Here is a 22,766-nt window from a genome sequence, read left to right on the forward strand (position 1 = left end):
CTCATACACCCATCAGTTTGAGAACTTCCTTCCGGCTTTTCTCGTCATCCCGGAACGCACCCATCATCCGGCTGGTCTTCATGATGACGCCTGGCGTACGCACGCCGCGCCCCGTCATGCAGCCATGGGTCGCCTCTATGACCACCGCCACCCCTTGTGGCTTCAGATTTTCCCAGATGCAATCGGCAACCTCGGCCGTCAGCCGTTCCTGAACCTGTAACCGCTGGGCGAAGGCGTGCAGCACGCGCGCCAGCTTGGAAATCCCGACCACATAATCGCCGGGCAGATAGGCGATATGGGCGTGGCCGGTGATCGGCGCCATATGATGCTCGCAATGCGACTGGAACGGGATGTCCTTCAGCAGCACGATCTCGTCATAGCCGCCCACTTCATGGAAGATGCGGGACAGATGATAGGCGGGGTCCTCAGCATAGCCCCGGCAATATTCCTTCCACGCCCGCGCAACCCGCTTCGGCGTGTCGATCAGCCCTTCCCTGCTGGGGTCGTCGCCGGACCAGCGGATCAGGGTGCGGATGGCTTCCGCAACATCGTCGGGCACCGCCATCTTTTCCGGTGAAGAAACCTGACTGCCGTCTCCCAAGGCCGGATCACTCAATAGCTCATCCTCTTTTTTACCGTTTCCCGGCCCATATGGGGTGCAAAACCGGCAATAGCCAGTGCGAGGCGGGCATAACAGCTATGAAAGATGCCTGATTACAATCAGCGAAACGCAATCTGTCCGGTATGCGTCAAGGCAATTTTCCCGCAGCATCGAATGCGAAGGTCAGCGAAACATTGGGGGCCAACCCCCCGCTGCTGTCGCCATTGCCGACGCCGAACGCGGCCCGCGCGATCGTTCCCGTCCCCTCGACTTTCCGTTTCAGCCCGGTTCCCGAGAGGGTGAAGCGTATCGCCTGCGGCTTGGACACGCCCTTCAGGGTCAGGGTTCCCTTCGCGCGATAGCTATTGGCTCCCGTCTTCTCCGCGCCCTTGGCCACGAACTTCGCCCGGGGGTGCGCCGCGACGCCGAAAAATTCGTCACCCGCCAGCATGCTCGTCTGCGTCGGATCTCCGACGCTGGCGCTCGCCAGGTCGATATCGACCGAGATGGAGGCCGTTTCGGGATGGTCAGGGTCCATCACTATGTCGGCGGTCCAGCGTGAAAAGCCTCCGGCTATGGTGTCACCGTCATTGGTCACGGAGAAACCGATCTTGCCGCCCGGCTGGACAGTCCATACGGGTGGCGGTCCTGCGGGCGCTTCCTCCGCGGCTTCGGCGGCATTGTCCGCCACGGCTTCGACAACATTGCCCGCAGCCGCGTCGGCGACATTGGCCTCGGCCATATCCACCGCCTCGGCGGCATTGTCCGCCACGGCTGCGGGGGCGGATGCCGCCACGCCCTTCGGCAAAATCGCCTTGCCAAGGAACAGCCCCGCCGGGATCGCCGCGATCAGCGCCAGCATCATGCCCAGCGATCGCGCAGGCACCATCCGGTAGATAAGGCCATCCCGCATCAGCACATGATGCCGCAGTGCGCCCGCCACATGCAGCAGGAACAGGGCAATGCCGATCCAGGCGATCAGCCCATGCGCATTTTCCGCTGCCTCATGCACGCCATGCGGCAGCGGCAGGTGCGGCAAGGGGATAGTACCGAATATCAGCGTCGGCACCGTCACCTTGGCGGTGGAGACCAGCGCCCATCCCGTCAGCGGACCGCCCAGCATGAAAACATACAGGCCCAGATGCACCGCCTTGGCGAGAGCGCCGGTCAAGCCGCCTTCCATCGGCGCGGGCCTCGGCTTCCAATATCGCACCGCGATGCGCGCCAGCGTCAGGACCAGGATGCTGATGCCTATCGACTTGTGCAACTGGAACGCGGCAAAACCCCGCGCACCCGCTTCCTCAAGGCCCCAGCCCAGGGATATCTGGAACGCAAGCAAGGCCGCAATCGTCCAGTGCAGGATAATGGCGATCCGGCTATATCTTTCCATGCTGCGTCCCCGATGCTGTTTCGGTGGCGACTCCTAGCGGCTGGGCTTCGCCTTGAACAGCATGAGCCAGGGAAACACAGCGTTCGCGCATTCGCAAAAAATATTTTTGCGAAATAGCGTCAGCCGCTGTCGCTACGGCAACGCCTGCCTCGCGCGCATCCCGCCTTGTTTGCCGGGCTGCGGCCTTTGCGCGCCCTCTTGCACTTTCGTCCCGCCCGCGCACATTGGCCGCAGACGCGCTGCTTTCGCCAGGGCGCGAAATGGAGAGACCAGGCCATGGAAGCCTTCATCTACGACGCCGTTCGCACGCCCCGTGGGCGGGGCAAGAAGGACGGTTCGCTGCACGACATCACCCCGATCCAGCTTGCGACGCAAATGCTGGAGGCCGTGCGAGACCGCACCGCCATCGACACCGCCGATGTGGACGATGTGATATTGGGCTGCGTGACGCCCGTCGGCGAACAGGGCGCGGTCATTGGTCGCGCCGCTGTGCTGAACGCCGACTATGCCGAAACCACGGCGGGTATGCAGATCAACCGCTTCTGCGCGTCGGGGCTGGAGGCGGTGAACCTCGCTGCGGCCAAGGTGATCTCCGGCGAAGCGGATTTCGCCATCGGCGGCGGCGTGGAATCGATGAGCCGCGTGCCCATGGGGTCGGACGGCGGCGCACTGGCCATGGACCCCGCCGTCAACTGGAAAACCTATTTCGCGCCCCAGGGCATCGGGGCGGACCTGATTGCCACCAAGTTCGGCTTTTCCCGCACGGACGTCGACGCATATTCGGTCGAAAGCCAGAAGCGCGCCGCCCATGCCTGGAAGGAAGGGCGCTTCGCCCGCTCGGTCGTCCCGGTGAAGGATGTCATCGGCCTCGTCGCGCTCGACCATGACGAACATATGCGCCCCGACGCGGATATGCAGTCGCTTGCCTCGCTGAAACCCGCATTCACCGCGCTTGGCGAGGATATGCCCGGTTTCGACGCGGTGGCCCTGCTGAAATATCCGGAAATCGAGCGGATCAACCATGTCCATCATGCCGGCAACAGCTCCGGCATCGTCGACGGCGCCGCCGCGATCCTCATCGGCAACAAGGCGATGGGTGAGAAATATGGCCTGAAACCCCGCGCCCGCATCAAGGCGATGGCCTCGATAGGGTCGGAACCCACCATCATGCTGACCGGCCCGGAGTTTGTCGCGGGTAAGCTGCTCAAGAAATCCGGCATGAGCAAGACCGACATCGACCTGTGGGAATTGAACGAAGCGTTCGCCGCGGTCGTCCTGCGCTACATGCAGGCGCTCAACCTCGACCATGCGGACGTCAACGTGAATGGCGGCGCGATCGCCATGGGCCATCCGCTCGGCGCGACCGGCGCGATGATCCTGGGTATCGCGCTGGAGGAACTGGAACGCAGCGGCAAGGGCACCGCCCTCGTCAATCTGTGCATCGGCGCGGGCATGGGCACCGGCGCGATTATCGAGAGGGTTTGAGCCATGACCACCATCCAGTTCGAAACTGACGCCGACGGCATCGCCACACTCACCATCGATGTGCCCGGCCAGTCGATGAACGTCATCGGCCCTGAATTCATCGCGGACCTCTCGGCCGCTATCGACCGGATTGCGGGCGAGGATGCGATCAAGGGCGCCGTCATTCGCTCCGGCAAGGATAGCGGCTTCATGGGCGGCATGGACCTGAAGGCCCTGCCCGCCATGCTGGCCCCCGGCCCGGACGGAAAGACGGACATGGCGACCGTATTCGACAAGGTGTTCGTGCTCAACGCCCTGTTCCGCCGCCTGGAAACCTGCGGCAAGCCCGTGGCCTGCGCCATTGAAGGCACTTGCGTCGGCGGCGGTTTCGAACTGGCGCTCGCCTGCCACTATCGCGTCGTTGGCGACAGCGCCAAGACCCAGCTTGGCCTGCCCGAAATCATGATCGGCCTGTTCCCCGGCGGCGGCGGCAGCCAGCGCCTGCCCCGCATCACCGGCGTCCAGACCGCGCTGATCTACATGCTTCAGGGCAAGCTCTTTCGCCCGACTGAGGCGGCGATGCTGAAGGTCGTCGATGCGGTCGTACCGCAAGGGACCGCCACGGACGCGGCCAAGGCATGGCTGAAGGCGAACCCCGATTCCATCATTCAGCCGTGGGACAAGAAGGATTTCAAATTCCCCGGCGGCGCAGGCGGTTTTAACCCCGCCTTCATCCAAACCTTCATCGGCGCGGTGCCGATGACGATGAAGCAGACCCAGCGCACGATGAATGCGCCCATCGCCCTGCTTTCGGCCGTCTATGAAGGCGCTCTCCTGCCATTCGACCGCGCCATCCGCATCGAAAGCAAATATTTCGCGAAGGTTATTGTCGACCCGCAGGCGCGCAACATGATCCGCACCCTGTTCGTCAACAAGCAGGCGGCCGAACGCGGCGCGCGCCGTCCCAAGGGCGAAGCAAAAGCCCCGACGAAAAAGCTCGCCATGTTGGGCGCGGGCATGATGGGCGCGGGCATCGCCACCGTCTCGGCGCAGGCGGGGATCGATGTCATCCTGCTGGACCGTGACATGGCATCGGCCGAAAAAGGGAAGGCGCACGCCGAAAGCGTCCTGTCGAAGCGTCTGGGCAAGGGCATGACGCCGGAGAAGCTGGCCGCCACCCTCGCCCGCATTACCCCCACGGCGGACTTTGCGGACCTTGCCGGCGCCGATTTCGTGATTGAGGCCGTGTTCGAGGATCGCGCCATCAAGGCGGACGCTACACACAAGACGGAAGCCGTGCTGGGCGCGGACACCATCTTCGGCTCCAACACCTCCACCCTGCCCATCACGGGGCTTGCGCAGGCCTGGTCGAAACCGGAAAATTTCATCGGCGTGCATTTCTTCTCACCGGTTGAAAAAATGCCGCTGGTGGAGATTATCGTCGGTGAAAAGACAGGCCCGCAAGCCATTGCCAAGGCGCTGGATTTCGTTGCGCAGATCAAAAAGACGCCCATCGTCGTGCATGACAGCCGCGGCTTCTACACCTCGCGCTGCTTTGGGACATATGTGCAGGAGGGCGCCGAACTGATCGCGGAAGGCGTGACTCCTGCACTCATCGAAAATGCCGGCAAGCAGCTCGGCATGCCGGTTGGCCCTCTCGCCGTGTCCGACGAAGTGTCGATCGAGCTTGGCTACAAGGTCATGAAGGCGGCGAAGGCCGATCTGGGCGACGCCTACAAACATCAGGCGTCCGACGATGTCATGGCGACGATGGTCGAACTCGGCCGCCTTGGCCGCAAGAATGGCAAGGGCTATTACGATTATCCCGATGACGGAAAGAAACTGCTTTGGCCCGGCCTGGCCGATCAGTTCCCGCCCGCCGCCGCCCAGCCTTCCGTCGAGGAAGTGCGCGAGCGCCTGCTTTACCGCCAGCTCATCGAATGCGCGCGCTGCTTTGAGGAAGGCGTGCTGGAGACGCCGGAGGACGGAGACGTCGGCGCGGTGTTCGGCTGGGGCTTTGCGCCATCCACCGGCGGACCGTTCAGCCATATGGATACGGTCGGCATCGCGCATGTCGTGAAGGTGCTCGATCGGCTTGCACAAGCGCATGGAGACCGCTTCGCGCCGACCCAGCAACTCCGCGACATGGCGGCGCGCACCGTCTCATTCTATGACGAAGCGGTGCAAAAGGCGGCCTGACCCCTTCCAATTCCTTGCCAATCGATGCTGCGCTGCACTATCGCGGCGCTGGCAAGGAGTTGGAAACGGATGGGTAACAAACCGACTGTGCTGGTAACCGGCGGAGCGGGCTATATCGGCAGCCACGCGGTTCTCGCGCTGCAGGATGCCGGATGGCCGGTGGTCGTCATCGACAATCTGGTAACCGGCTTCCGCTGGGCGGTGCCGCAGGACGTGCCGTTCGTCGATGGCGATATCGCTGATCAGCCGATGGTCGAAAAGCTGCTGCGGGATCATGGAGTCGGGGCGATCATGCATTTCGCCGGATCGGTCGTGGTGCCGGAATCCGTGTCCGACCCGCTCAAATATTACCACAACAACACGGTGCGCAGCCGCGCGCTGATCGAAAGCGCCGTGCGTTGCGGCGTACCCCATTTCATCTTTTCCTCCACTGCCGCGACCTATGGCGTCCCGGAGGAAAGCCCGGTGCGGGAGGATACGCCCAAGCGGCCGATCAACCCTTACGGCATGTCGAAGCTGATGACGGAGATCATGCTGGAGGATGTGGCGAAGGCGCATCCCTTCACCTATTGCGCGCTGCGTTACTTCAATGTCGCTGGCGCTGATCCGCAGGGACGCTCCGGCCAGTCCACCGCCGGGGCCACGCATCTCATCAAGGTCGCCGTGGAGGCCGCCCTTGGCAAACGGAGCCATGTCTCCGTGTTCGGCACGGACTATGACACGCCCGACGGGACCGGCGTCCGCGACTATATCCATGTTTCCGATCTCGCCAACGCGCATGTGCTGGCGCTGGAGGCCCTGATCGCTGACCCGACCCGCAGCCACACCCTCAATTGCGGCTATGGCCGGGGCTTTTCCGTGCTGGAGGTGCTCGACGCGGTGGACCGGGTGACGAACATGACCGTCGACCGCCGCCTTGAGGCGCGGCGCGCTGGCGATCCCGATGCGCTGATATCGGACAATCGGGCAATCATGGCCCGCTTCCCGTGGAAACCGCAGCATGCGGACCTGAACACCATCGTTTCCCACGCGCTCGCCTGGGAACGGAAACTGGGCGAGATGCGCGGCGCATGAGCCTGGAGTCGGTTCAAAGCTTTCTGGCGCGCTCGGCCCCGGAACTGGCCATCATCGATCAGGGCGCAAGCACCGCCACCGTCGCCGAAGCAGCGATGGCGCTGGGGGTCGAACCCGCCCGGATCGCCAAGACCCTCTCCCTGAAGGTCGGGGACGAAACCCTGCTGGTCGTGGCGCGGGGCGACGCCCGTCTGGACAATCGCAAGACGCGGGATGCGCTGGGCGGCAAGCCCCGGATGCTCGATGCGGACACGGTGATGGCGCTTACCGGGCATCCGGTCGGCGGCGTTTGCCCGTTCGGCCTTGCGACGCCCCTGCCCGTCTATTGCGATATCTCGCTCCGCGCCTTCACTTCGGTTTTCCCGGCGGCCGGATCGCGCACCGCATCGGTCGAAGTCACGCCGGACCGGCTGGCGGAAATCACCAATGCGCAATGGGTGGACGTCTGCACGCTGCCTCCGGTCGGCGGCGACGCCGGATAAGCTCTTGTCACCGGCCACATTGCAATCGGAAGCGCGCCTGATAGGCTGATGATCGGGCATCGGTCAGAAATGCCGCGGGGCGGGGACGATATCGACCAAGGGGGTGTTTGATGATCCGTGCCGGTGGCTTGCGAACTGCGCTCGATCGCCGCTTCGCGCTTGTCGAACGCGGTACGACGGTGCGGACGGAAATTCTGGCCGGGGTCACGACCTTCCTGACCATGGCCTATATCGTGCTGGTCAATCCCGCCATTCTCGGACAGGCCGGCATGCCTCCTGCGGCCGTCGCCGCCGCCACCTGCTTCGCTGCGGCATTCGCCAGCATCCTGATGGGCTTTGCCGCAAACACGCCCTTGGCGCTTGCTCCGGGCATGGGTCTCAACGCCTATTTCAGCTTTACCGTCGTGCAGCAGATGGGCGTGCCCTGGCCCGTCGCCCTCGGCTGCGTCTTTCTCTCCGGCGTCGCTTTCCTGCTCCTGACATTGGCGGGCATACGCCAGTTGATCGTCACCACCATTCCCCTGCACCTGTTCGCCGCTGTGGCTGGCGGCATCGGCCTGTTTCTTGGCTTCATCGGGCTGCGCAATGCCGGGATCGTCGTCAGCAATCCAGCGACATCGGTCGGCTTGGGCGACCTGCGCACCCCCGCCGTCGGTCTGGCGCTGTTCGGCCTGTTGCTGATCGCGATACTCAGCGTGTGGAAAATACGCGGGGCCATGCTGATCGGCATCCTCGCGACCGCTGCGCTCGGCTGGGCAACCGGCATGGTCGAGATGAAGGTGGAGCCATATTCCCTGACGGCGCTCACGGGTACGGCATTCCAGCTCGATCTGGCGGGCGTATTCGGCATTGGCGGCAAGCATGGGCTGGGCCTGTTCGAAATCCTGTTCGTATTCCTGTTCGTGGACCTGTTCGACAATCTCGGCACGCTGGTCGCCGTGTCAAAACGCGCCGGACTGATCGGGCCGGATGGCCATATCCCCCGGCTGAAACCCATATTGCTGACCGATGCGACCGCCACGATGGTTGGCGCGGTTGCGGGAACGAGCACCGTCACCTCCTATGTGGAAAGCGCCGCGGGCGTGCAGGCCGGCGGGCGCACCGGCCTGACGGCGATCGTCACTGGCCTGCTGTTCCTGGCGACCATGCTGGTTGCGCCCTACGCCCAGCTCATCCCCATCGCCGCCACTGCGCCTGCGCTGATCCTGGTGGGCGGTCTGATGATGACTCCGCTGGCGGAAGTGGAATGGGATGATCCTGAAATCGCCATACCGGCATTTTTGACCGTGGCGCTGATCCCGCTGACCTTCTCAATCGCCAATGGGCTGGCCTTCGGCCTCATTGCGCATGCAGTGCTGAAGGTAATGCGGGGGCGGATCACGCGAGCCGACTGGCTGCTGCTGCTGCTGACCGCCCTGTTTATCGTCCGGTTCGCTTATATGGCTGCGGGCTGACCCCTTACGCCAGCCGTTCGGGGAGGGATTGCGCCTCCTCCATGATCGTTTCCGTCTCGCCCACTGCTTCCCAGGGGAAAACGAACCAGCGCTTATCTTCTGTCCGGTCTATTGCCTGCGCCTGATAATCCACCGCGGCTCGCGATGTTCGATTGGATATCAGGACGGCGAACCGCACATTGCCATTGCCATTGCCATCTCCGCCCAGTGCAGAACGGAAATGCGCAATGGTCGCGCCGCTGTCGTTGATATCGTCGACAAACAGGAATTTCTGACCTGCGCCGCTCCTGCCAGCTATGTCTCCCACCATATCCGCGCCGAACGCCGGCAAACCCGCCGAATGATCGATCGAAAGCATCGGCAGGTTCAAGCGGTGGGACACATAGACTGCGGGGACCAGCCCGCCCCTGCCAATGCCGACCACAAAATCCGGCCGCCAGTTATCTTGCTCTATCCCGGTAGCCAGCGTTTCTATGTCCCTCAAAAATTCCTCATGGGGAATGGGATGGAGCTTCGGCTTGCCTTGGGAACTCATCTGTCGCGCTGTTCGCCTTCTGAAATCGTGATGTTCAGGTCGTTAGACCATTTGCGGCCGATGATGAAGCTGATCCCGTTCGACGCTCCACGGGTCCTAGCCCCTTTTTACGACAAGGCCGGCCCATCCGTCATGGGAACTACAACATCGATTGCGCTGGCGGCCACCTTCACCTTGACCGGAGTCGTGGCCAGAACTTCGCCATCTATCGAAATGCGATGATGCGGGCGCGTGTCGAGCAAAAACTCCCGTCCGCGAAAATCCTCCGCATGAGCCTCACGCGACCGCAGCTTGAAGAATTTCGCGTACCAATCCAGCACCAGCCTCAACAGGCTCCGTCCGGTCACGGCCTGAATAATGATCTCGCCGCTATCGACATCGGCATCTTCCGTCAGCTCGACACCGCCATGAAACCGGCCGTTCAGGATACGCACTTCCGTCGCCCACATCCGCCGTTCGCCGGAACCATCATCAATGATAAGCCGAAACGGGCGGAGGCCGACAAAACATCGCACGGCCCAGGCAAGATACCCTATGCGGCCAAGATATCTCTTGAGCTTGTGGGGCACTGTCTCGCCGATCATCGGTGACAGGCCGATCGAGGCCGCATTCACGAAATAGTCGCCGTCGATCATCCCCAGATCGATCCTGCGCCGCCGGCCGTTCGCGATCACGGCAATAGCGCTGTCGAGGTCGAGCGGAACGCCGAGCGTCCGGGCGAAGCTGTTTGCGGTGCCAAGCGGTAGAACCGCAAACACGCACTGGCTTCCCACAAATTCGTCAACGGTGCCGGACATCGACCCGTCGCCGCCGCCTATGATGATCATCGGCGCATCGCTTTTCACGGCATCCCGCACCGTGGCGGCAAGCCGGTCCGGGTTCCGCACCGCATGAGCGGCAAGCAATTCCACGCCCGCCGCCTCCAGCTTTTGCCTGGCGTCATCAAAGAGCTTCTGCCCCTTTCGCGAATGCGCGTTGACGATGAGCACGGCCTGGCGCGGAACAGATTTCGTTGTCATGCCGCAACAACGCGCGCGGCGCGAACAAGGTCCAGACGGCATGGAAACAAGATGCGCAAAAACTCGTTCACTCTCCTATGGCGCGCATCGCACATCTTTCCGACATTCATTTTGGGGCGCATGATCCCAAAGTCGTCAGAGCCACGGAGGCATGGCTGGAGGAACATCGGCCCGACCTGGTGATCATCAGCGGCGATTTCACGCAGCGGGCCAGGGTCGACCAGTTCCGCGAAGCGTCCGCCTATCTCAACAGATTGCGCGCAGCGGGTTTCCAGACGCTCGTCGTGCCGGGCAACCATGATATCCCGCTCTATGACATCGCGCGCAGGTTTGGCGCGCCGCTCCGCCGGTACAGGCGCTATATCGACAACGACCTGTGCCCCTGGTTCGAAAATGATGAACTAGCCGTTTTGGGCATCAATACCGCGCGTTCGCTGACGATAAAGGACGGCCGCATCAACCGCGACCAGATGACCATCATCCACGAACGCTTCCAAAAGGTGGCGGCCCATAAAACGCGCATACTTGTCACCCATCATCCCCTTTTCGCCATGCCGATCGGCGAAGGCGGCGAACTGACGGAAGCAGTCGGCCGCCATGATGACGCAGTGCGATCCGTATGCGAGACCGGTGTCCACATTGCGCTCGCCGGTCATTTTCACCGTACCTATGCGGAAGCCGCGCGCAAGATGGTGGAAAATGCAGGCTCCGCCTTGGTTATCCAGGCCGGGACAGCGACGTCGACCCGGTTCAGGAACAATGAACTGCAAAGCTTCAACTGGCTGCATGTCGCGTGCAACAATGATCTGGAGCTACAGGTTATCGCCTGGGACGGTGAGCATTTCCGGCGCGGCAATCATGTCCGCTACACTTTTGAACAAGATAACTGGCATGCGCGTCCGGTGGCGACGCGCGATCCGATAACGGTTGAAGAAGATCATCGGCTGTCTGTCCTCTAAGGGGACTGATGCAGCTTAAACCCGCCGCCAGCTTTAGGCAGCGGTCCTTAAGGAAACGTCCCGCGATTTATCGGGTAGCGCAGGCTCACACATCTGGGGAATGCCTTCCCACCAGCAGGGTTCTTCGCGTGGAGACAGATGCCGCACGTCCGGTCCGTGCCTGGATTTGGCTATCCACATGCCATCTTCCTGAACATATCGCCAAACGGGATCACAGTTCAGGGGCACCTGCCTGAACCCGCCCAATATCATACCTTCATCGCCTTTGCGGCCAATTAGCTGGGCGGGAACATTGGAGCGGCTTCCATCGGGAAAGAGAACTGAAACCGCCATCCGCCATCTCCGATTGGACGCAGCACATCCTGCGTCAGATCATAACACGCCAACGCAATTTCGGTTCAATCTGAGGGTGGTAGCAACGAAGGGGAAAAAGAGGCTCTCCCATTCGTTGCCCCCATATGGATGATGAGGAGAGGATCGATGCCACGCGGAGACAAGGACGCCTATACCGACAAACAAAAGCGCAAAGCCCAGCATATTGAAGAAAGTTATGAAGATCGCGGCGTGCCCGAGAAAGAGGCCAAGAGCCGGGCATGGGCCACGGTTAACAAGGAATCTGGCGGCGGCAACAAATCCGGTTCCGGACGAGGCAAGCCCGACACGCATGTCTCCTCGTCACGCGGCGGACGCGCTGGCAAGCCAGGATCGCCAGAACAACGCTCCGCCGCCGCACGAAAAGGCTGGGTCACGCGCCGAAAGAACGCATCAAATTGAAGGCCAGCGGCAAGACAGATGGTGCACCCAACAGGATTCGAACCTGTGGCCTTCGGATTAGGAATCCGACGCTCTATCCTGCTGAGCTATGGGTGCGACGCCGGTTGCTCTAGGGCTGCGGCGCTTTCGGGTCAATTCTGCACGTCGGGCGGAATTACGGGGAATGGCAAGGGCGCTACCTCCACGCCTTCTTCGATCAGGGCGCGCGCCTCTGCGGGAGCAACCTCGCCATGCACATTTTGGTGCGGCTGCTCACCATAGTGGATGGCGCGCGCGGTTTCCGCGAATTTCCGGCCAACCCATTGGGAATCCTTCAACGCTTCGCTTTGCGCCTGAGCGAGCTTTTCCATGACCGCTTGCAGCTTCGCCATATCAGCGCCGGAGCTTACTGGTACCGGCGCGGACTGGCGATTGGATTTTGCCGGTACGGCAGGCGCCATGATCGCCTTCTCGACATCACCCACGCCACAGACCGGACAAGTGATGAGGCCCCGCGCCTTCTGGCTCTCAAAATCCTCGCTCGATCCGAACCAGCCTTCAAAAACATGACTGCCGGGCCGGCACTTCAGGTCAAAAACGATCATGATCTAGTGACTTCAAGGGGTAAGGAGCGGCGGTTTGCGATGGCTGGAACCCTGGCGCGTACTGCGTCGATGCGGGAAAGGTCAAGATCGGCGAAAGCCATCCCGCTCTCCTGTCCCATGTCCAGCAACACCTCTCCCCAAGGGTCGACCACCAGGCTGTGCCCATAAGTGGTGCGGCCGTCCGCATGCAAACCCGTCTGCGCCGGCGCAATGACAAAAGCCGCGCCCTCGATAGCCCGCGCGCGCTGCATGACGTGCCAGTGCGCCTCGCCGGTCGGGACCGTAAAGGCGGCGGGGATGAGGAGAATGGTCGCGCCCGCGTTGGTCAAAGCCCGGTAGAGATCGGGAAAGCGCAGATCATAGCAGATGGTCAGTCCCATACGCGCCCAGGGCGTATCGACCGTGACAACCTGTTCGCCCGGCCCATATACGTTCGATTCCCGCCAGCTTTCTCCGGTTGCGAGGTCGACGTCAAAGAGGTGGATCTTGTCGTATCGCGCGCGAATGGCGCCGCTGTCATCGATCACCAGACAACGGTTTGCCCAACGCCCATCGCTCCGCTCATCCTTCAAAGGCAGCGAACCCAGATGCACCCACAAGCCGGATTTGGCGGCGGCATTGCGCGCCTCGGCCAATAGGACGCTGTTCGCCTCATCGGTCAGCGTCGCCTCAGCCCTGCGCCGGTCGCGATCGAGATAACCAACCATCTCTGGCGTAAAAAGCATGTTTGCGCCGCCCTGCGCGGCGCGATCGATCGCATCCGCGATCATCCTGGCGTTTTCCGCCGGATCAATGCCGGTAGTCGTCTGGAGGATGGCGGCGCGCATCTTCGGTCTGCCGGCTATGCGTTCAACATGGGGTCCAGCTTGCCCGCGCGGTCGAGTGCGCTCAGATCATCGCTGCCGCCGACATGTGCGCCATCAATGAAGATTTGCGGCACGGTGACGCCGCCTGCCGATCGCTCCAGCATTTCAGCGCGCTTGGGCCCGCCCATGGTGATGTCATATTCCTCAAACGCAACGCCCTTGCTTTCCAACAGCGCCTTGGCCCGCGCGCAATACCCGCAAAAAGCCTTGGTGTAGATTTCGACATGAGCCATGAAATTGCGACGCTCCTTCTCTTATCATCAGGAGATTGGCGGTGTTGGGCGCATTGTCAATCTGTCCCGCCATCAATCGGCCTTGACAGCGGTCTCCGGCAATACGCGCGCCCAACAAATCAAGTGGACGGCGGCAGCCCCGTTTCGCAGCAGGATGCGCGCGCAGGCATCGGCCGTCGCTCCGCTGGTATGCACATCATCGATCAATATTATGGTTTTGCCCATCAGCCTGTGCTTCCGCGACAGAGACACAGAGAAGGCCCCTCGCACCGTCTTTTTCCTCCGTCCCGGGTCAAGCCCGCGCAGGGGCGGCGTCCGGCGGGTGCGCAACAACGCTTCCTTTTCCACCGCGATGCCGGACAGCCGGCCCAGATGATCCGCGATGAGGGCCGATTGATTGAAACCGCGCCACCACAGCCGCCAACGATGCAATGGAACTGGAACAAGCAACATCTCCGCCCGGCCCTCTACCGGTACAAATCTCCCCATTTGCCCTGCGATCAGGCGCGCAAGGCCGATACGGCGCCCATATTTCAACCGGAGTGCAACGGTTCGGGCGATGTCTCCATATGCGAGCACGGCTCGTGCGCGACCGACGACGGGCGGGTCGGACAGGCACGCGCCGCACAAAGCGCCCTCCCCCCGGTCATGATCGAACGGCGCTCCACAACGATCACAGCATGGTTCGCTGAGAAACCGCATCGATGACCAGCAGGTCAGGCAGAAGCGATGATCATCTTCCACGATCACGCCGCAGCCGGGGCAACGCGGCGGCAGGGCATAGCCGATTATTTTCCACCAGATCGTGCGGGAGACCGAGGCCATGCTCATACGCCTCTTGTCCTTCGTCGGGCGCTTCTGCACAAGGCGGCTCATGAATGAAGGGCAAATTCCGGAAATCTTTGATCGTCGCCTTCGCGCCATGCGCCGGGACCGCGCGGCAAGGGCCTTTGCCGATCACGACTTCCTGTATCGTCATATGCTTGATGAATTGCTCGACCGGCTGAACGACGTGCAGCGTGATTTACCGGACGTGCTTATCATCGGCTGCCCGGACGGGAGTGCGCGGGAACGGCTTTCCGCCATGGGCAAAAACATAATCTGCACCGACCCAGGCTTCGTCAATGCCAGCATCAACGGCGGGGTTCAGGCAGACGAAGACGCCCTGCCCTTTGCTGATAACAGCTTCGACCTCATCATCGCATGCGGCACGCTGGATGGCGTAAATGATCTGCCTGGCGCCCTTATCCTCATGAACCGTGTCTTGCGCCCGGATGGATTGATGCTTGCCGCCTTTACAGGCGCCGGCTCGCTGCCGGTGCTTCGCGCCGCCTTGCTGGACGCCGAGGGGAACCGGCCTGGCCAGCATATCCATCCCCAGGTCGATGTTCGCGCCACCGGTGATCTGCTAAGCCGGGCTGGCTTTGCTATGCCTGTCGCGGATGGGGAAACGCTGACCGTCCGTTATGGCGGGATGTTCCGCCTCCTGGACGATCTGCGCGGCATGGGAGCCGCCAACATATTGCTGTCCCGCCCGCCGCTTCTTTCTCGTGAAACATTGGCGAAGGCCGCCGCTCGCTTCGCCGACGCGGCAGATGCGGACGGCAAAACGGCAGAGCGTTTCGCGATCAATTATATGAGCGGCTGGAAACCTGATCCCTCTCAGGCAAAACCGGCCCGGCGGGGCAGCGCCACCATGTCGCTGGCTCAGGCGCTCAGCCCGAAAGCGTCATAACAAGGCGTCGAGCAGGCCTATCAGGGGAAGATCTGCCGGGGGCATATCCAGCGCATACATTTGCGCCGGCCTCACCCATCTCAAAGCCGTCGCATGCCGGGGTTCGGCTATTCCCGTCCATTTGCGGCAAACATACAGCAACAGCAGCAGGTGACGTTCGCCAAGCGTCTCGCTGGCGAACGCGGCCGGCGCAAGACAACTGCCTTGGGTGACGATGCCCAGTTCCTCGTGCAATTCACGGATCAGCGCAGCTTCCGGCGTCTCGCCCTGTTCAATCTTGCCGCCAGGAAATTCCCACAGCCCGGCCATCGGTTTTCCTTCAGGCCGTTGCTGCAACAGCACCCGGCCATCGGCGTCCACCAGGGCGGCCGCGACGACATGCAGGATGGAGGCAGGAGCCGGAAGGTCGGGCGATGTCATAGGATTTTGTTAACCGCCGCCGTTTTACAGATTGTCCATCCCTCCGCAACAGGTGAGATAGCATGCGCCATTTCCTGCAAATTTTTGCCTGCATGCGCCTTGTCCGCTGCCAGCGTGCGGCGACTGCTGTGGAATATGGCCTGATCCTCGCCCTCATCTTCCTCGTCATGTCGATCGCCCTGCGTCAAGTAGCGACCAAGACAACCAACATGTGGGGAAATGTCGCAAACGCCGTTAACAATAGTTAACCATCAATATCTGACACCTTGGCTCCCGCTGTTAAATATTTGTCAATAACCTGCCTCTAAATCGGTGATTGCTGACTTGGGATGCCCAGGAAGCCGGGTAGTTCTAGCGTATTACAGTTTCAAGGAGACCGAACATGAAGTCCATCCGCAAGTTCATGAAGAACAACAAGGGCGCGACCGCCATCGAATATGGCCTGATCGCTGCTCTGATCGCCGTTGCCGCCATCACCGCGATGTCGAACCTCGGCACCAAGCTGACCAACACCTTCTCGAAGGTTGCGAACAACATGTAATCCTGACGGATTACCTGACGCAAAGAAGGGCGGCGGGCACGATCCTGCCGCCCTTTTTCTTTGCGGAAATGGTGACCTTTTGGCCTTAGGCGAACATTAACCGATTTCATCCATAATGGCTCGGTTATCGCCATAGGCGTTTCCTGGAGGAATTTTCCGTATGTCGTGCATTCGCAAGATCATAAAGAATAACAAGGGCGCGACCGCCATTGAATATGGCCTGATCGCTGCTCTGATCGCCATCGCTGCGATCACCGCGATGTCGAACCTTGGCACGAAGGTCAAGAACACCTTCTCGAAGGTTTCCAATAACCTCTGATCCTCTGAGAAGCCGATAAGGGGCTGGCGCAGGACCAGCCCCCAGAATTTGGCTTGCAGCGTCAGTTTATAACGATCTTCACTTTCTGACCGGGCCTGAGCGCGTCGCCGGAACGCAGACCGTTCAGGGTCAAAAACCGGTCCTGCCGCATATCCGCATACGCCATGCGTCCGGCCAGAGAATCGACAGTATCGCCCGCTTTGACGGTAACGACCGAAATTCGCCTGGACCTGATGGCGGCTGCGTCCTGGGCGCTTAGCCTGCTTAGCGACCCCACCAGCGATGAGAATGGACCGATCCCCGCGCCCGCAGGCGTGACCAGCAGAAAATGATAGGCGCTGTTTGGACCGAATTCATATGCGAACACGGTGACGTCCACCTGACTCGACTGGCTCTGCGCCCTGACGGTCAGATAGCCGGCCGACAGGCCATTCACGGTCGTCCGGTTGATCTCGCCAAAACGGTTGCCTGAATCCTGACCCGCGATCGAACGGAAGATGCTTTCCACATAGGATTGCAAATTTCCTGAATATGGCGCGCCCGAAAATTGCGCCTGACCGCCTGACCCGGTGATGCTTACCGCGTCGCTGCCATTCTCCATGCCGAATCCTGCCGGGGCGGTGAAGGCAAGGCGTAGCTCAGGATGCAGGAAACGGCTTCCGCTTATGGTCCCTTGCTTTGGATCATCGCCATATAATATCCCATCTACGGCGGTCAGGAAGGCGTCCCGATTGCGAAAGCTGGATCGTGCGCCGGTTTCGCGCGCGCGCTGCGCCGCCCGGCCGACGCGAGCGGCGGGATCGGGGTGGGTGCTCGCCCATTCCGGGATGGATCGGGCATCGCCGGTCGCCCGCTGATCAAGGGCGTTCTGCGCGGCAAGCGACGCCAGCATCGAGGACATGGCTTGCGGATCATATCCAGCTTTCGCCAGATACCGAATGCCCAGATCATCCGCCTCATATTCCTGCGTTCGGGAGAAACGGAGCGTCAGCAACTGGCTTCCTGTGCCTATGCCCTTCTGCAACAGCCCGCCAAGCCCGGAATCACCCATGACTGCGCCGGTAAGCAAACCAAGGAGCGCCCCGCCAATCGCGTTGCGCTGCGCCGCCTGTTGCCGCCGTTGACCGTGCTGCGCGGCGACATGGCCTATCTCATGCCCCAGCACCCCCGCCATTTCGGCTTCATCATTGGCGAGCGCCATCAACTGCCGGGTGATGTAGACATAGCCCCCCGGTATCGCGAAAGCGTTATTCACCGGCGAATTCAGCAGAGTGACCGTAAAATCGCCGCCTGCATTGGACAGGCCCGACTGCACCGCAATCTTGCGCGCCACAGTGGTGACATAGCCAACCTGACTGCCGCTGTACGCGCCGCCATATTCCTTGACCAATTGCGGATGCGCCTTGGCCCCCGCCGCTTTGTCTGCAGCGGAGATCGAGGAAACCGTGCGTATCTGCTTTTGCTGGCCAATCGCGCCTGACGCCGCCAGCCCGATCGCACAGAGCGACGCCATCGCCAGCCATCCCCGTTTCGTCATTGCGCGTCTCTCCGTCGATTATCCGCGATAGATCCACAGAGTAGCGGCGTCTTTACGGCGCGTCAGCCACCCATCGCCAGGAATTTGTCGGCGCGCGACGAACGCAACGCAGCCGCATCCTGCCCGCTCAACCCATCCAATTCCTCTGCGATCGCCTTGCCCAGCGTCGCGATAGCTTCGCGAGGCAGACGATGCGCGCCGCCCTTGGGTTCCGGCACGATGCGGTCGATCACGCCCAGAGCCTTCAGATCCTGCGCCGTTACCTGCATCGCCGTCGCGGCATCGCTCGCCTTCTCGGCCGTGCGCCACAGGATCGACGCGCAGCCTTCGGGAGAAATCACTGAATAGACGGCATGTTCGAACATCAGGACCCGGTTGGCGGCCGCAAGCGCTATGGCGCCGCCCGATCCCCCTTCGCCCACCACCGCGGCGACCATAGGCACGCCTAGCGCCAGGCAGGCTTCGGTCGAACGGGCAATCGCTTCCGCCTGGCCGCGTTCTTCGGCCTGCACCCCCGGAAACGCGCCCGACGTGTCAACCAGCGTGACCACCGGCAAACCAAAGCGATCCGCCAACTGCATCAGCCGGATCGCCTTGCGGTAGCCCTCCGGCTTGCCCATGCCGAAATTATGTTTGAGGCGAGTGGCGGTGTCGTGACCCTTTTCATGGCCCATCACCATGACCTTACGGCCGTTGATTGTCGCGAAGCCGCCAAGGATCGCCTGATCGTCGCCAAAGGCGCGATCTCCGGCCAGAGGCACGAAATCCTGGAAAATTCCGGCTACATAATGGGTGAAGTGCGGCCGGTCTGGATGACGCGCCACCTGCGTTTTTTGCCAAGGCGTCAGTTTGGCATAAATGTCTGTCAGCATCTTCTGCGAACGCTGATGCAGCTTGTCTATCTCGCTGTCGATATTGAGATCGCCTTCATTGGCGGTCTCGCGCAGCTCGGCAACACGGGCTTCCAGTGCTGCTATCGGCTTCTCAAAATCCAGAAAACTGACCATGCGACGCTCGTTAGGACCGGGACGGCTTCAGGTCAACGAGGGGATGGCGACGGTTAACCAACTCGACCAGCCTGCGACTATCGACATGCGTGTAGATTTGGGTCGTCCCGATGTCCGCATGGCCGAGCATGGTCTGCAAGGCGCGCAAATCCGCACCTCCCTCCAACAAATGCGTGGCGAATGCGTGGCGCAACACATGCGGGCTTACCCTTTCCGGCGCTATTGCGGCCGCCACCGCCAGTTCCTTCACCATCTGATACAATCGAATGCGGCTCAGATGGCTCTTTCCGGACGGAAAGAGCCAGGCCGATTCCTTTGGCACATGCGCGCTCCAGGCAGCCACGGCGGCGCGCGCCCGATCCGAAATGGGGACCAGACGTTCACGCCCGCCCTTACCGCGCAAGATCAGGAAAGGGCGATCAGCCGCCAGGGCCCGGTGCGGCAGGGACACGAGTTCGGTCGCCCGCAGGCCCGATCCGTAAAGCAATTCGATCAGCGCGGAGAGGCGCAGGTCCAGAAAGGAAGGATGCTCGACCGCCAGCCGTTCCTCGATCACCTGGAAAAATCGGTCGACTTCCGCTGTGGTGAGGATTTTGGGGAGGGGCCGCCGCAAAGTTGGTTTTGGGAGCGCCGACGAAGGGTTTTCGCTCCGCAGCCCTTCCTCTTCCAGAAATGCATAGAAGCCGCGAAGCGCCGATACTTTGCGCGCGACCGTTGAGGCGGCAAGTGCAGCCCATTCCCCGGTCAACCCCTGCAGCGTGGCTGCGTCCGCGCCCTCCAATCCGCCAGACGCCTCCGACGCGGCCAGAAGATCAGTGCGATAGGCGGTCAGCGTGTTCCGCGCCGCCCCCCGCTCGGCCGCCATCATCTCCAGGAAGCGGTCGATCAGGATCAGGTCGCCGGACAAGATACCTGCTCTCCACTCTCTAACTGCGGGTGATCGCCTCTGCAGCGATCATCCGTGCTTCGGGGTCCAGCCCCACCCGGTGAAGCGCCGCGACGATATGGAAGACATGTTCAGGCGGCACTTTACCCCAGTCCGCCACTTGCAGGCCCACACCGGCAAGGATGGCGACCGTAGCACGCTCGCCCCTTTGCGCGGCGGCCCCGATAGCACGCGACCACCGGCTTTGCGCGGCCAGGGACACGCCGGCCGACTGCGCCGCCTGCCCTGCATCGGCCGCGCTCAACCGGTTAAGCGCCGCAAGTCCCGCCACCAGCATTTGTCCCTTGCGCGGTCCGGCGGCGGTTACATAGGCGGACACGCGATTGGCGGACATGTCGACCACATTCGATGGCGCGCCTACAGCCAACAACGCCCATGCATCCTGCGCGTTGGAATCGCCGCTGACTGCATTGCTCCACCGTATTGCGCTGCGATCATATCCCGCCGTCAGCATGGCGGCGATCAGATGCGCCATATCTTCGGAGGATGCCTGCATAACGGGAAGCGCCGCGGCAGCGCGCGCAACGGCTATCAAGCCGACATAATCGGCTCCGGCGGCGTTATCGACCGTCCAGATCGTTCGCATCGCATCCAGCCTGTCCGATGGATTCGCCCCGGAATAGGCCGTGCGCAGCGCATCCGCCCTGTCCTGAAAATCGGCAGGTGAAGCCGCATCTCCAGCCAGTTCGCTATAATAGCCGACCAGCGCCGCGCTGGAAAATACGCCCAATCGCGCGGCCGTTTCCACGCCCACGCGACGCCGGGGAACTGGCAGCACCGATGCGCGCGCTTCCCATGCCCGCACATGCGGACCGACGGTGGCATATAGAGTGTCGGGAATTTCGACATTCGTCGCCGTCGCAAGGCCGAAGCGCCACGCGGTGAGGTTATCCACCCCGTCCCATTCCACCTTGACCGACCGGCGCGCATTATTGCCAGCACCAACAACCTTTTCCGCGAGCCGGTAGTCGATGCCACGCGCAACCTTGTCTCGCTGCGCCTGATTGAGCGCGCCGCTGGCCGATCCCTGATCGCCCGAGAAGGATGCGCAAAAGGCGCGAGACATGACCCAGCCCGGCTCACGGCTTGTCCGCAGCGCCCCGTCCGAGAGCGGACATAATCCCGCTGGATCGGCCGTCGCGAGGTAGGTCTGCATCGCGATTGCGTAGAGGCGCGGCGTATATTTGTCTGCGTCGACGCTCTGGATCATCATCCGCGCGGCATCGGCCTCACCCATGCGCAACAGCAACCAGGCCCGTTCGGCAACCCAGTCCGCGCCATCGACATCGCCCGGCGTATCAGTTCCCGACAGGAGAGCGCGCCGCATCAGGATAGAGGCCCAGCGTGAAGCGAATGGCGCGCGGCTCTCCCGCATCAGGGCCATCAGGAACTTGCCCTGGGTGCTGCCAAATGCGTTGGCGGCAAAACCGCCGCTCTCCGGCGTCAGTGGTCCGATGCGCGTCAGCAGGCGCTTGGCGCTGTCGGGAAAATCATATTTTGCGCGCTCAGCCGCCAGTTCTTCCTCACTCATCGCCGCGGCGGCATTATTTCCTTCGCTATCGACCGGCGCAGCCAGATCCAGCGAAGGTATCGGCTGTATCAGGGAGGATGATTGTTGAGGAGATTGCCCCTGTTGCGCAGGCGGCGGGGTATCGGTCACCGGATCGCCGAAGCCCGGCGGCAAGAGCGATTCGGGCGCCTGCTGGGCGATAACCGGAATCGCCAGGGCAAGCGCGACCACGCCGCCAAGCACCTTCCATCTACGGGCGACCACGGGTCCGATCCTACTTGCCAAGCTTTTCGGCGGGAATCGCCTTCTCTACGCGTTGCTGCGGCTGCTCCCCGCCCCGCGACCAGATCAGCCATAGGAACCCGATCACAAGGACCACCAGCACGACGGGAATCAGCGGGGCCAGCGACAATCGGCTACGCCGCCGGCTGGTGTTTTCGAAGCTGCCGTAATTGCGATTGGTCTTCATATGTCTTTCTTTGGGCCGACGAGGCGCTGGCTTGCCATAGAAATGGCGTTGGTACGTGGGGCGGCTGGCTGTATAGCCCCGCTCGCCATGCAGCGAAACACCAAATCCGCCCCTGCCCTGCCCGGCCGCCCTCTGGACCGGCCGATTGTCCTTGTGGGCATGATGGGCGTAGGCAAATCCACTGTGGGTCGTCGGCTTGCCGTGCGCCTCGGCCTTGCGTTCGTTGACGCCGACGAGGAGATCGAGAAAGCGGCGGGCATGACAATCACGGAGATGTTCGAACGCTATGGCGAAGCGCATTTTCGCGACGGCGAGCGCCGGGTGATTGCGCGCTTGATTGAGGGAGCGCCGAAAGTCATCGCCACCGGCGGTGGCGCGTTCATGCAGGCGGATACGCGCGCGCTGATTCTGGCGGAGGCGCTGGCGGTATGGCTGGACGCTGATATCGACATTCTGGTCGACCGCGTATCCCGCCGGGAAGGACGCCCCTTGCTGAAGGGTAAGGACGCACGCACGGTGTTGTCCGATCTGGCGGCAGTGCGCAATCCGGTCTATGCGCTGGCCCCAATCCACATTCGCAGTATCGCCGCGCCTCATGAAGCTGCGGTTGAGAAGATCATGAAAGCCCTGGACAATTGGCAGTAATCT

The 22,766-nt window shown here is 62.0% G+C and carries 26 protein-coding genes and 1 tRNA gene; 12 read left to right on the plus strand and 15 right to left on the minus strand.

What is annotated here, in order from left to right; genetic code table 11:
* Position 1: 1 nt before the first annotated feature.
* Together folE and KFK14_RS16120 are read right to left on the minus strand one after the other, a co-directional pair.
* Positions 2–565 (minus strand): GTP cyclohydrolase I FolE, encoded by a 564-nt coding sequence (gene folE / locus KFK14_RS16115; RefSeq protein ID WP_070156154.1) that lies wholly within the window; start codon positions 563–565, stop codon positions 2–4.
* 184 nt (positions 566–749) lie between these two features.
* Entirely contained in the window at positions 750–1,991 is a 1,242-nt protein-coding gene (locus KFK14_RS16120) for a YceI family protein (protein ID WP_212608360.1), read from the minus strand.
* 276 nt (positions 1,992–2,267) lie between these two features.
* Here KFK14_RS16120 and KFK14_RS16125 point away from each other — a divergent pair, with 276 nt between their 5' ends.
* From KFK14_RS16125 to KFK14_RS16145, 5 genes are all read left to right on the plus strand, one after another.
* The gene (locus KFK14_RS16125; protein ID WP_212608361.1) at positions 2,268–3,476 is read left to right on the plus strand and encodes an acetyl-CoA C-acetyltransferase; all 1,209 of its coding nucleotides are present in this window, start codon (positions 2,268–2,270) and stop codon (positions 3,474–3,476) included.
* A gap of 3 nt (positions 3,477–3,479) precedes the next feature.
* The gene (locus KFK14_RS16130) at positions 3,480–5,654 is read left to right on the plus strand and encodes a 3-hydroxyacyl-CoA dehydrogenase NAD-binding domain-containing protein (RefSeq protein WP_212608362.1); all 2,175 of its coding nucleotides are present in this window, start codon (positions 3,480–3,482) and stop codon (positions 5,652–5,654) included.
* 69 nt (positions 5,655–5,723) lie between these two features.
* Positions 5,724–6,728, plus strand: a complete 1,005-nt coding sequence (gene galE, locus KFK14_RS16135) for a UDP-glucose 4-epimerase GalE (RefSeq protein WP_212608363.1) — start codon at positions 5,724–5,726, stop codon at positions 6,726–6,728.
* Positions 6,725–7,210, plus strand: coding sequence for a YbaK/EbsC family protein (locus tag KFK14_RS16140; protein WP_212608364.1), 486 nt, complete (start codon positions 6,725–6,727; stop codon positions 7,208–7,210). The genes galE and KFK14_RS16140 overlap by 4 nt, the downstream gene beginning before the upstream one ends.
* A gap of 110 nt (positions 7,211–7,320) precedes the next feature.
* The gene (locus tag KFK14_RS16145; protein ID WP_212608365.1) at positions 7,321–8,664 is read left to right on the plus strand and encodes an NCS2 family permease; all 1,344 of its coding nucleotides are present in this window, start codon (positions 7,321–7,323) and stop codon (positions 8,662–8,664) included.
* A gap of 4 nt (positions 8,665–8,668) precedes the next feature.
* Here KFK14_RS16145 and KFK14_RS16150 read toward each other — a convergent pair whose 3' ends face one another.
* Both KFK14_RS16150 and KFK14_RS16155 read right to left on the minus strand, forming a co-directional pair.
* The gene (locus tag KFK14_RS16150) at positions 8,669–9,199 is read right to left on the minus strand and encodes a phosphoribosyltransferase (protein ID WP_212608366.1); all 531 of its coding nucleotides are present in this window, start codon (positions 9,197–9,199) and stop codon (positions 8,669–8,671) included.
* A gap of 107 nt (positions 9,200–9,306) precedes the next feature.
* A complete protein-coding gene (locus KFK14_RS16155; protein WP_212608367.1) occupies positions 9,307–10,218 on the minus strand; it encodes a diacylglycerol/lipid kinase family protein in 912 nt (303 codons plus the stop codon).
* 77 nt (positions 10,219–10,295) lie between these two features.
* On the opposite strand from KFK14_RS16155, the gene KFK14_RS16160 reads away from it, so the two are divergent.
* Both KFK14_RS16160 and KFK14_RS16165 read left to right on the plus strand, forming a co-directional pair.
* Positions 10,296–11,177, plus strand: coding sequence for a metallophosphoesterase family protein (locus KFK14_RS16160; RefSeq protein WP_212608368.1), 882 nt, complete (start codon positions 10,296–10,298; stop codon positions 11,175–11,177).
* Positions 11,178–11,657: 480 nt separating this feature from the next.
* A complete protein-coding gene (locus KFK14_RS16165; protein ID WP_212608369.1) occupies positions 11,658–11,951 on the plus strand; it encodes a plasmid stabilization protein in 294 nt (97 codons plus the stop codon).
* 19 nt (positions 11,952–11,970) lie between these two features.
* On the opposite strand, the gene KFK14_RS16170 is transcribed toward KFK14_RS16165, so the two are convergent.
* From KFK14_RS16170 to KFK14_RS16190, 5 genes are all read right to left on the minus strand, one after another.
* A tRNA-Arg gene (locus tag KFK14_RS16170) sits at positions 11,971–12,047 on the minus strand.
* A gap of 35 nt (positions 12,048–12,082) precedes the next feature.
* Complete coding sequence (locus KFK14_RS16175) at positions 12,083–12,535, minus strand: DUF1178 family protein (protein WP_212608370.1); 453 nt, start codon at positions 12,533–12,535, stop codon at positions 12,083–12,085.
* Complete coding sequence (locus KFK14_RS16180) at positions 12,532–13,362, minus strand: carbon-nitrogen hydrolase family protein (protein ID WP_212608371.1); 831 nt, start codon at positions 13,360–13,362, stop codon at positions 12,532–12,534. Before KFK14_RS16180 ends, KFK14_RS16175 begins: the two co-directional genes overlap by 4 nt.
* A gap of 14 nt (positions 13,363–13,376) precedes the next feature.
* On the minus strand, positions 13,377–13,634 hold the full coding sequence (gene grxC / locus KFK14_RS16185) for a glutaredoxin 3 (RefSeq protein WP_070156167.1): 258 nt from the start codon (positions 13,632–13,634) through the stop codon (positions 13,377–13,379).
* A gap of 72 nt (positions 13,635–13,706) precedes the next feature.
* The gene (locus tag KFK14_RS16190; protein ID WP_212608372.1) at positions 13,707–14,465 is read right to left on the minus strand and encodes a ComF family protein; all 759 of its coding nucleotides are present in this window, start codon (positions 14,463–14,465) and stop codon (positions 13,707–13,709) included.
* Positions 14,466–14,508: 43 nt separating this feature from the next.
* Between KFK14_RS16190 and KFK14_RS16195 the strand changes: the two genes are divergently transcribed.
* Positions 14,509–15,369: a class I SAM-dependent methyltransferase gene (locus KFK14_RS16195; protein WP_212611195.1), complete on the plus strand. Its 861-nt coding sequence runs from the start codon at positions 14,509–14,511 to the stop codon at positions 15,367–15,369.
* Here the strand turns inward: KFK14_RS16195 and KFK14_RS16200 are convergent.
* On the minus strand, positions 15,364–15,789 hold the full coding sequence (locus KFK14_RS16200; protein WP_212608373.1) for a (deoxy)nucleoside triphosphate pyrophosphohydrolase: 426 nt from the start codon (positions 15,787–15,789) through the stop codon (positions 15,364–15,366). The two genes, KFK14_RS16195 and KFK14_RS16200, sit on opposite strands and share 6 nt — an antisense overlap.
* Positions 15,790–15,851: 62 nt before the next feature.
* Between KFK14_RS16200 and KFK14_RS16205 the strand changes: the two genes are divergently transcribed.
* The 3 genes from KFK14_RS16205 (at position 15,852) to KFK14_RS16215 (ending at position 16,649) form a co-directional block, all read left to right on the plus strand.
* Positions 15,852–16,037, plus strand: coding sequence for a Flp family type IVb pilin (locus KFK14_RS16205; protein WP_070156170.1), 186 nt, complete (start codon positions 15,852–15,854; stop codon positions 16,035–16,037).
* 134 nt (positions 16,038–16,171) lie between these two features.
* Positions 16,172–16,330, plus strand: coding sequence for a Flp family type IVb pilin (locus KFK14_RS16210; protein ID WP_070156171.1), 159 nt, complete (start codon positions 16,172–16,174; stop codon positions 16,328–16,330).
* Between the two features lie 160 nt (positions 16,331–16,490).
* Complete coding sequence (locus KFK14_RS16215; protein ID WP_070156172.1) at positions 16,491–16,649, plus strand: Flp family type IVb pilin; 159 nt, start codon at positions 16,491–16,493, stop codon at positions 16,647–16,649.
* A gap of 61 nt (positions 16,650–16,710) precedes the next feature.
* On the opposite strand, the gene KFK14_RS16220 is transcribed toward KFK14_RS16215, so the two are convergent.
* The 5 genes from KFK14_RS16220 to KFK14_RS16240 all read right to left on the minus strand — a co-directional run bounded on the left by KFK14_RS16220 (position 16,711) and on the right by KFK14_RS16240 (position 22,118).
* Entirely contained in the window at positions 16,711–18,186 is a 1,476-nt protein-coding gene (locus KFK14_RS16220; protein WP_425516630.1) for a M48 family metalloprotease, read from the minus strand.
* A gap of 62 nt (positions 18,187–18,248) precedes the next feature.
* On the minus strand, positions 18,249–19,193 hold the full coding sequence (locus tag KFK14_RS16225) for an acetyl-CoA carboxylase carboxyltransferase subunit alpha (RefSeq protein ID WP_070156174.1): 945 nt from the start codon (positions 19,191–19,193) through the stop codon (positions 18,249–18,251).
* 10 nt (positions 19,194–19,203) lie between these two features.
* A complete protein-coding gene (locus KFK14_RS16230) occupies positions 19,204–20,100 on the minus strand; it encodes a tyrosine recombinase (protein WP_212608374.1) in 897 nt (298 codons plus the stop codon).
* A gap of 19 nt (positions 20,101–20,119) precedes the next feature.
* The gene (locus KFK14_RS16235; protein ID WP_212608375.1) at positions 20,120–21,913 is read right to left on the minus strand and encodes a hypothetical protein; all 1,794 of its coding nucleotides are present in this window, start codon (positions 21,911–21,913) and stop codon (positions 20,120–20,122) included.
* Positions 21,914–21,923: 10 nt separating this feature from the next.
* Complete coding sequence (locus tag KFK14_RS16240; protein ID WP_070156176.1) at positions 21,924–22,118, minus strand: hypothetical protein; 195 nt, start codon at positions 22,116–22,118, stop codon at positions 21,924–21,926.
* A gap of 87 nt (positions 22,119–22,205) precedes the next feature.
* Here KFK14_RS16240 and KFK14_RS16245 point away from each other — a divergent pair, with 87 nt between their 5' ends.
* Complete coding sequence (locus tag KFK14_RS16245; RefSeq protein WP_070156177.1) at positions 22,206–22,763, plus strand: shikimate kinase; 558 nt, start codon at positions 22,206–22,208, stop codon at positions 22,761–22,763.
* Positions 22,764–22,766: the final 3 nt, after the last annotated feature.

It is taken from the genome of Sphingobium phenoxybenzoativorans (genome assembly GCF_018286635.1).
Lineage (GTDB): Bacteria > Pseudomonadota > Alphaproteobacteria > Sphingomonadales > Sphingomonadaceae > Sphingobium > Sphingobium phenoxybenzoativorans.

Bases quoted from the DNA above. Each gene is read 5' to 3' on its own strand.
- grxC (WP_070156167.1), bottom strand. From the start codon at position 13,634: ATGGCTCATGTCGAAATCTACACCAAGGCTTTTTGCGGGTATTGCGCG.
- KFK14_RS16215 (WP_070156172.1), top strand. From the start codon at position 16,491: ATGTCGTGCATTCGCAAGATCATAAAGAATAACAAGGGCGCGACCGCC.
- KFK14_RS16145 (WP_212608365.1), top strand. From the start codon at position 7,321: ATGATCCGTGCCGGTGGCTTGCGAACTGCGCTCGATCGCCGCTTCGCG.
- KFK14_RS16210 (WP_070156171.1), top strand. From the start codon at position 16,172: ATGAAGTCCATCCGCAAGTTCATGAAGAACAACAAGGGCGCGACCGCC.
- folE (WP_070156154.1), bottom strand. From the start codon at position 565: ATGGCGGTGCCCGACGATGTTGCGGAAGCCATCCGCACCCTGATCCGC.
- KFK14_RS16150 (WP_212608366.1), bottom strand. From the start codon at position 9,199: ATGAGTTCCCAAGGCAAGCCGAAGCTCCATCCCATTCCCCATGAGGAA.
- KFK14_RS16125 (WP_212608361.1), top strand. From the start codon at position 2,268: ATGGAAGCCTTCATCTACGACGCCGTTCGCACGCCCCGTGGGCGGGGC.
- KFK14_RS16120 (WP_212608360.1), bottom strand. From the start codon at position 1,991: ATGGAAAGATATAGCCGGATCGCCATTATCCTGCACTGGACGATTGCG.
- KFK14_RS16245 (WP_070156177.1), top strand. From the start codon at position 22,206: ATGCAGCGAAACACCAAATCCGCCCCTGCCCTGCCCGGCCGCCCTCTG.
- KFK14_RS16155 (WP_212608367.1), bottom strand. From the start codon at position 10,218: ATGACAACGAAATCTGTTCCGCGCCAGGCCGTGCTCATCGTCAACGCG.
- KFK14_RS16175 (WP_212608370.1), bottom strand. From the start codon at position 12,535: ATGATCGTTTTTGACCTGAAGTGCCGGCCCGGCAGTCATGTTTTTGAA.
- KFK14_RS16140 (WP_212608364.1), top strand. From the start codon at position 6,725: ATGAGCCTGGAGTCGGTTCAAAGCTTTCTGGCGCGCTCGGCCCCGGAA.
- KFK14_RS16165 (WP_212608369.1), top strand. From the start codon at position 11,658: ATGCCACGCGGAGACAAGGACGCCTATACCGACAAACAAAAGCGCAAA.
- KFK14_RS16205 (WP_070156170.1), top strand. From the start codon at position 15,852: ATGCGCCATTTCCTGCAAATTTTTGCCTGCATGCGCCTTGTCCGCTGC.
- KFK14_RS16225 (WP_070156174.1), bottom strand. From the start codon at position 19,193: ATGGTCAGTTTTCTGGATTTTGAGAAGCCGATAGCAGCACTGGAAGCC.
- KFK14_RS16240 (WP_070156176.1), bottom strand. From the start codon at position 22,118: ATGAAGACCAATCGCAATTACGGCAGCTTCGAAAACACCAGCCGGCGG.
- KFK14_RS16200 (WP_212608373.1), bottom strand. From the start codon at position 15,789: ATGACATCGCCCGACCTTCCGGCTCCTGCCTCCATCCTGCATGTCGTC.
- galE (WP_212608363.1), top strand. From the start codon at position 5,724: ATGGGTAACAAACCGACTGTGCTGGTAACCGGCGGAGCGGGCTATATC.
- KFK14_RS16160 (WP_212608368.1), top strand. From the start codon at position 10,296: ATGGCGCGCATCGCACATCTTTCCGACATTCATTTTGGGGCGCATGAT.
- KFK14_RS16180 (WP_212608371.1), bottom strand. From the start codon at position 13,362: ATGCGCGCCGCCATCCTCCAGACGACTACCGGCATTGATCCGGCGGAA.
- KFK14_RS16220 (WP_425516630.1), bottom strand. From the start codon at position 18,186: ATGACGAAACGGGGATGGCTGGCGATGGCGTCGCTCTGTGCGATCGGG.
- KFK14_RS16190 (WP_212608372.1), bottom strand. From the start codon at position 14,465: ATGAGCATGGCCTCGGTCTCCCGCACGATCTGGTGGAAAATAATCGGC.
- KFK14_RS16130 (WP_212608362.1), top strand. From the start codon at position 3,480: ATGACCACCATCCAGTTCGAAACTGACGCCGACGGCATCGCCACACTC.
- KFK14_RS16195 (WP_212611195.1), top strand. From the start codon at position 14,509: ATGAATGAAGGGCAAATTCCGGAAATCTTTGATCGTCGCCTTCGCGCC.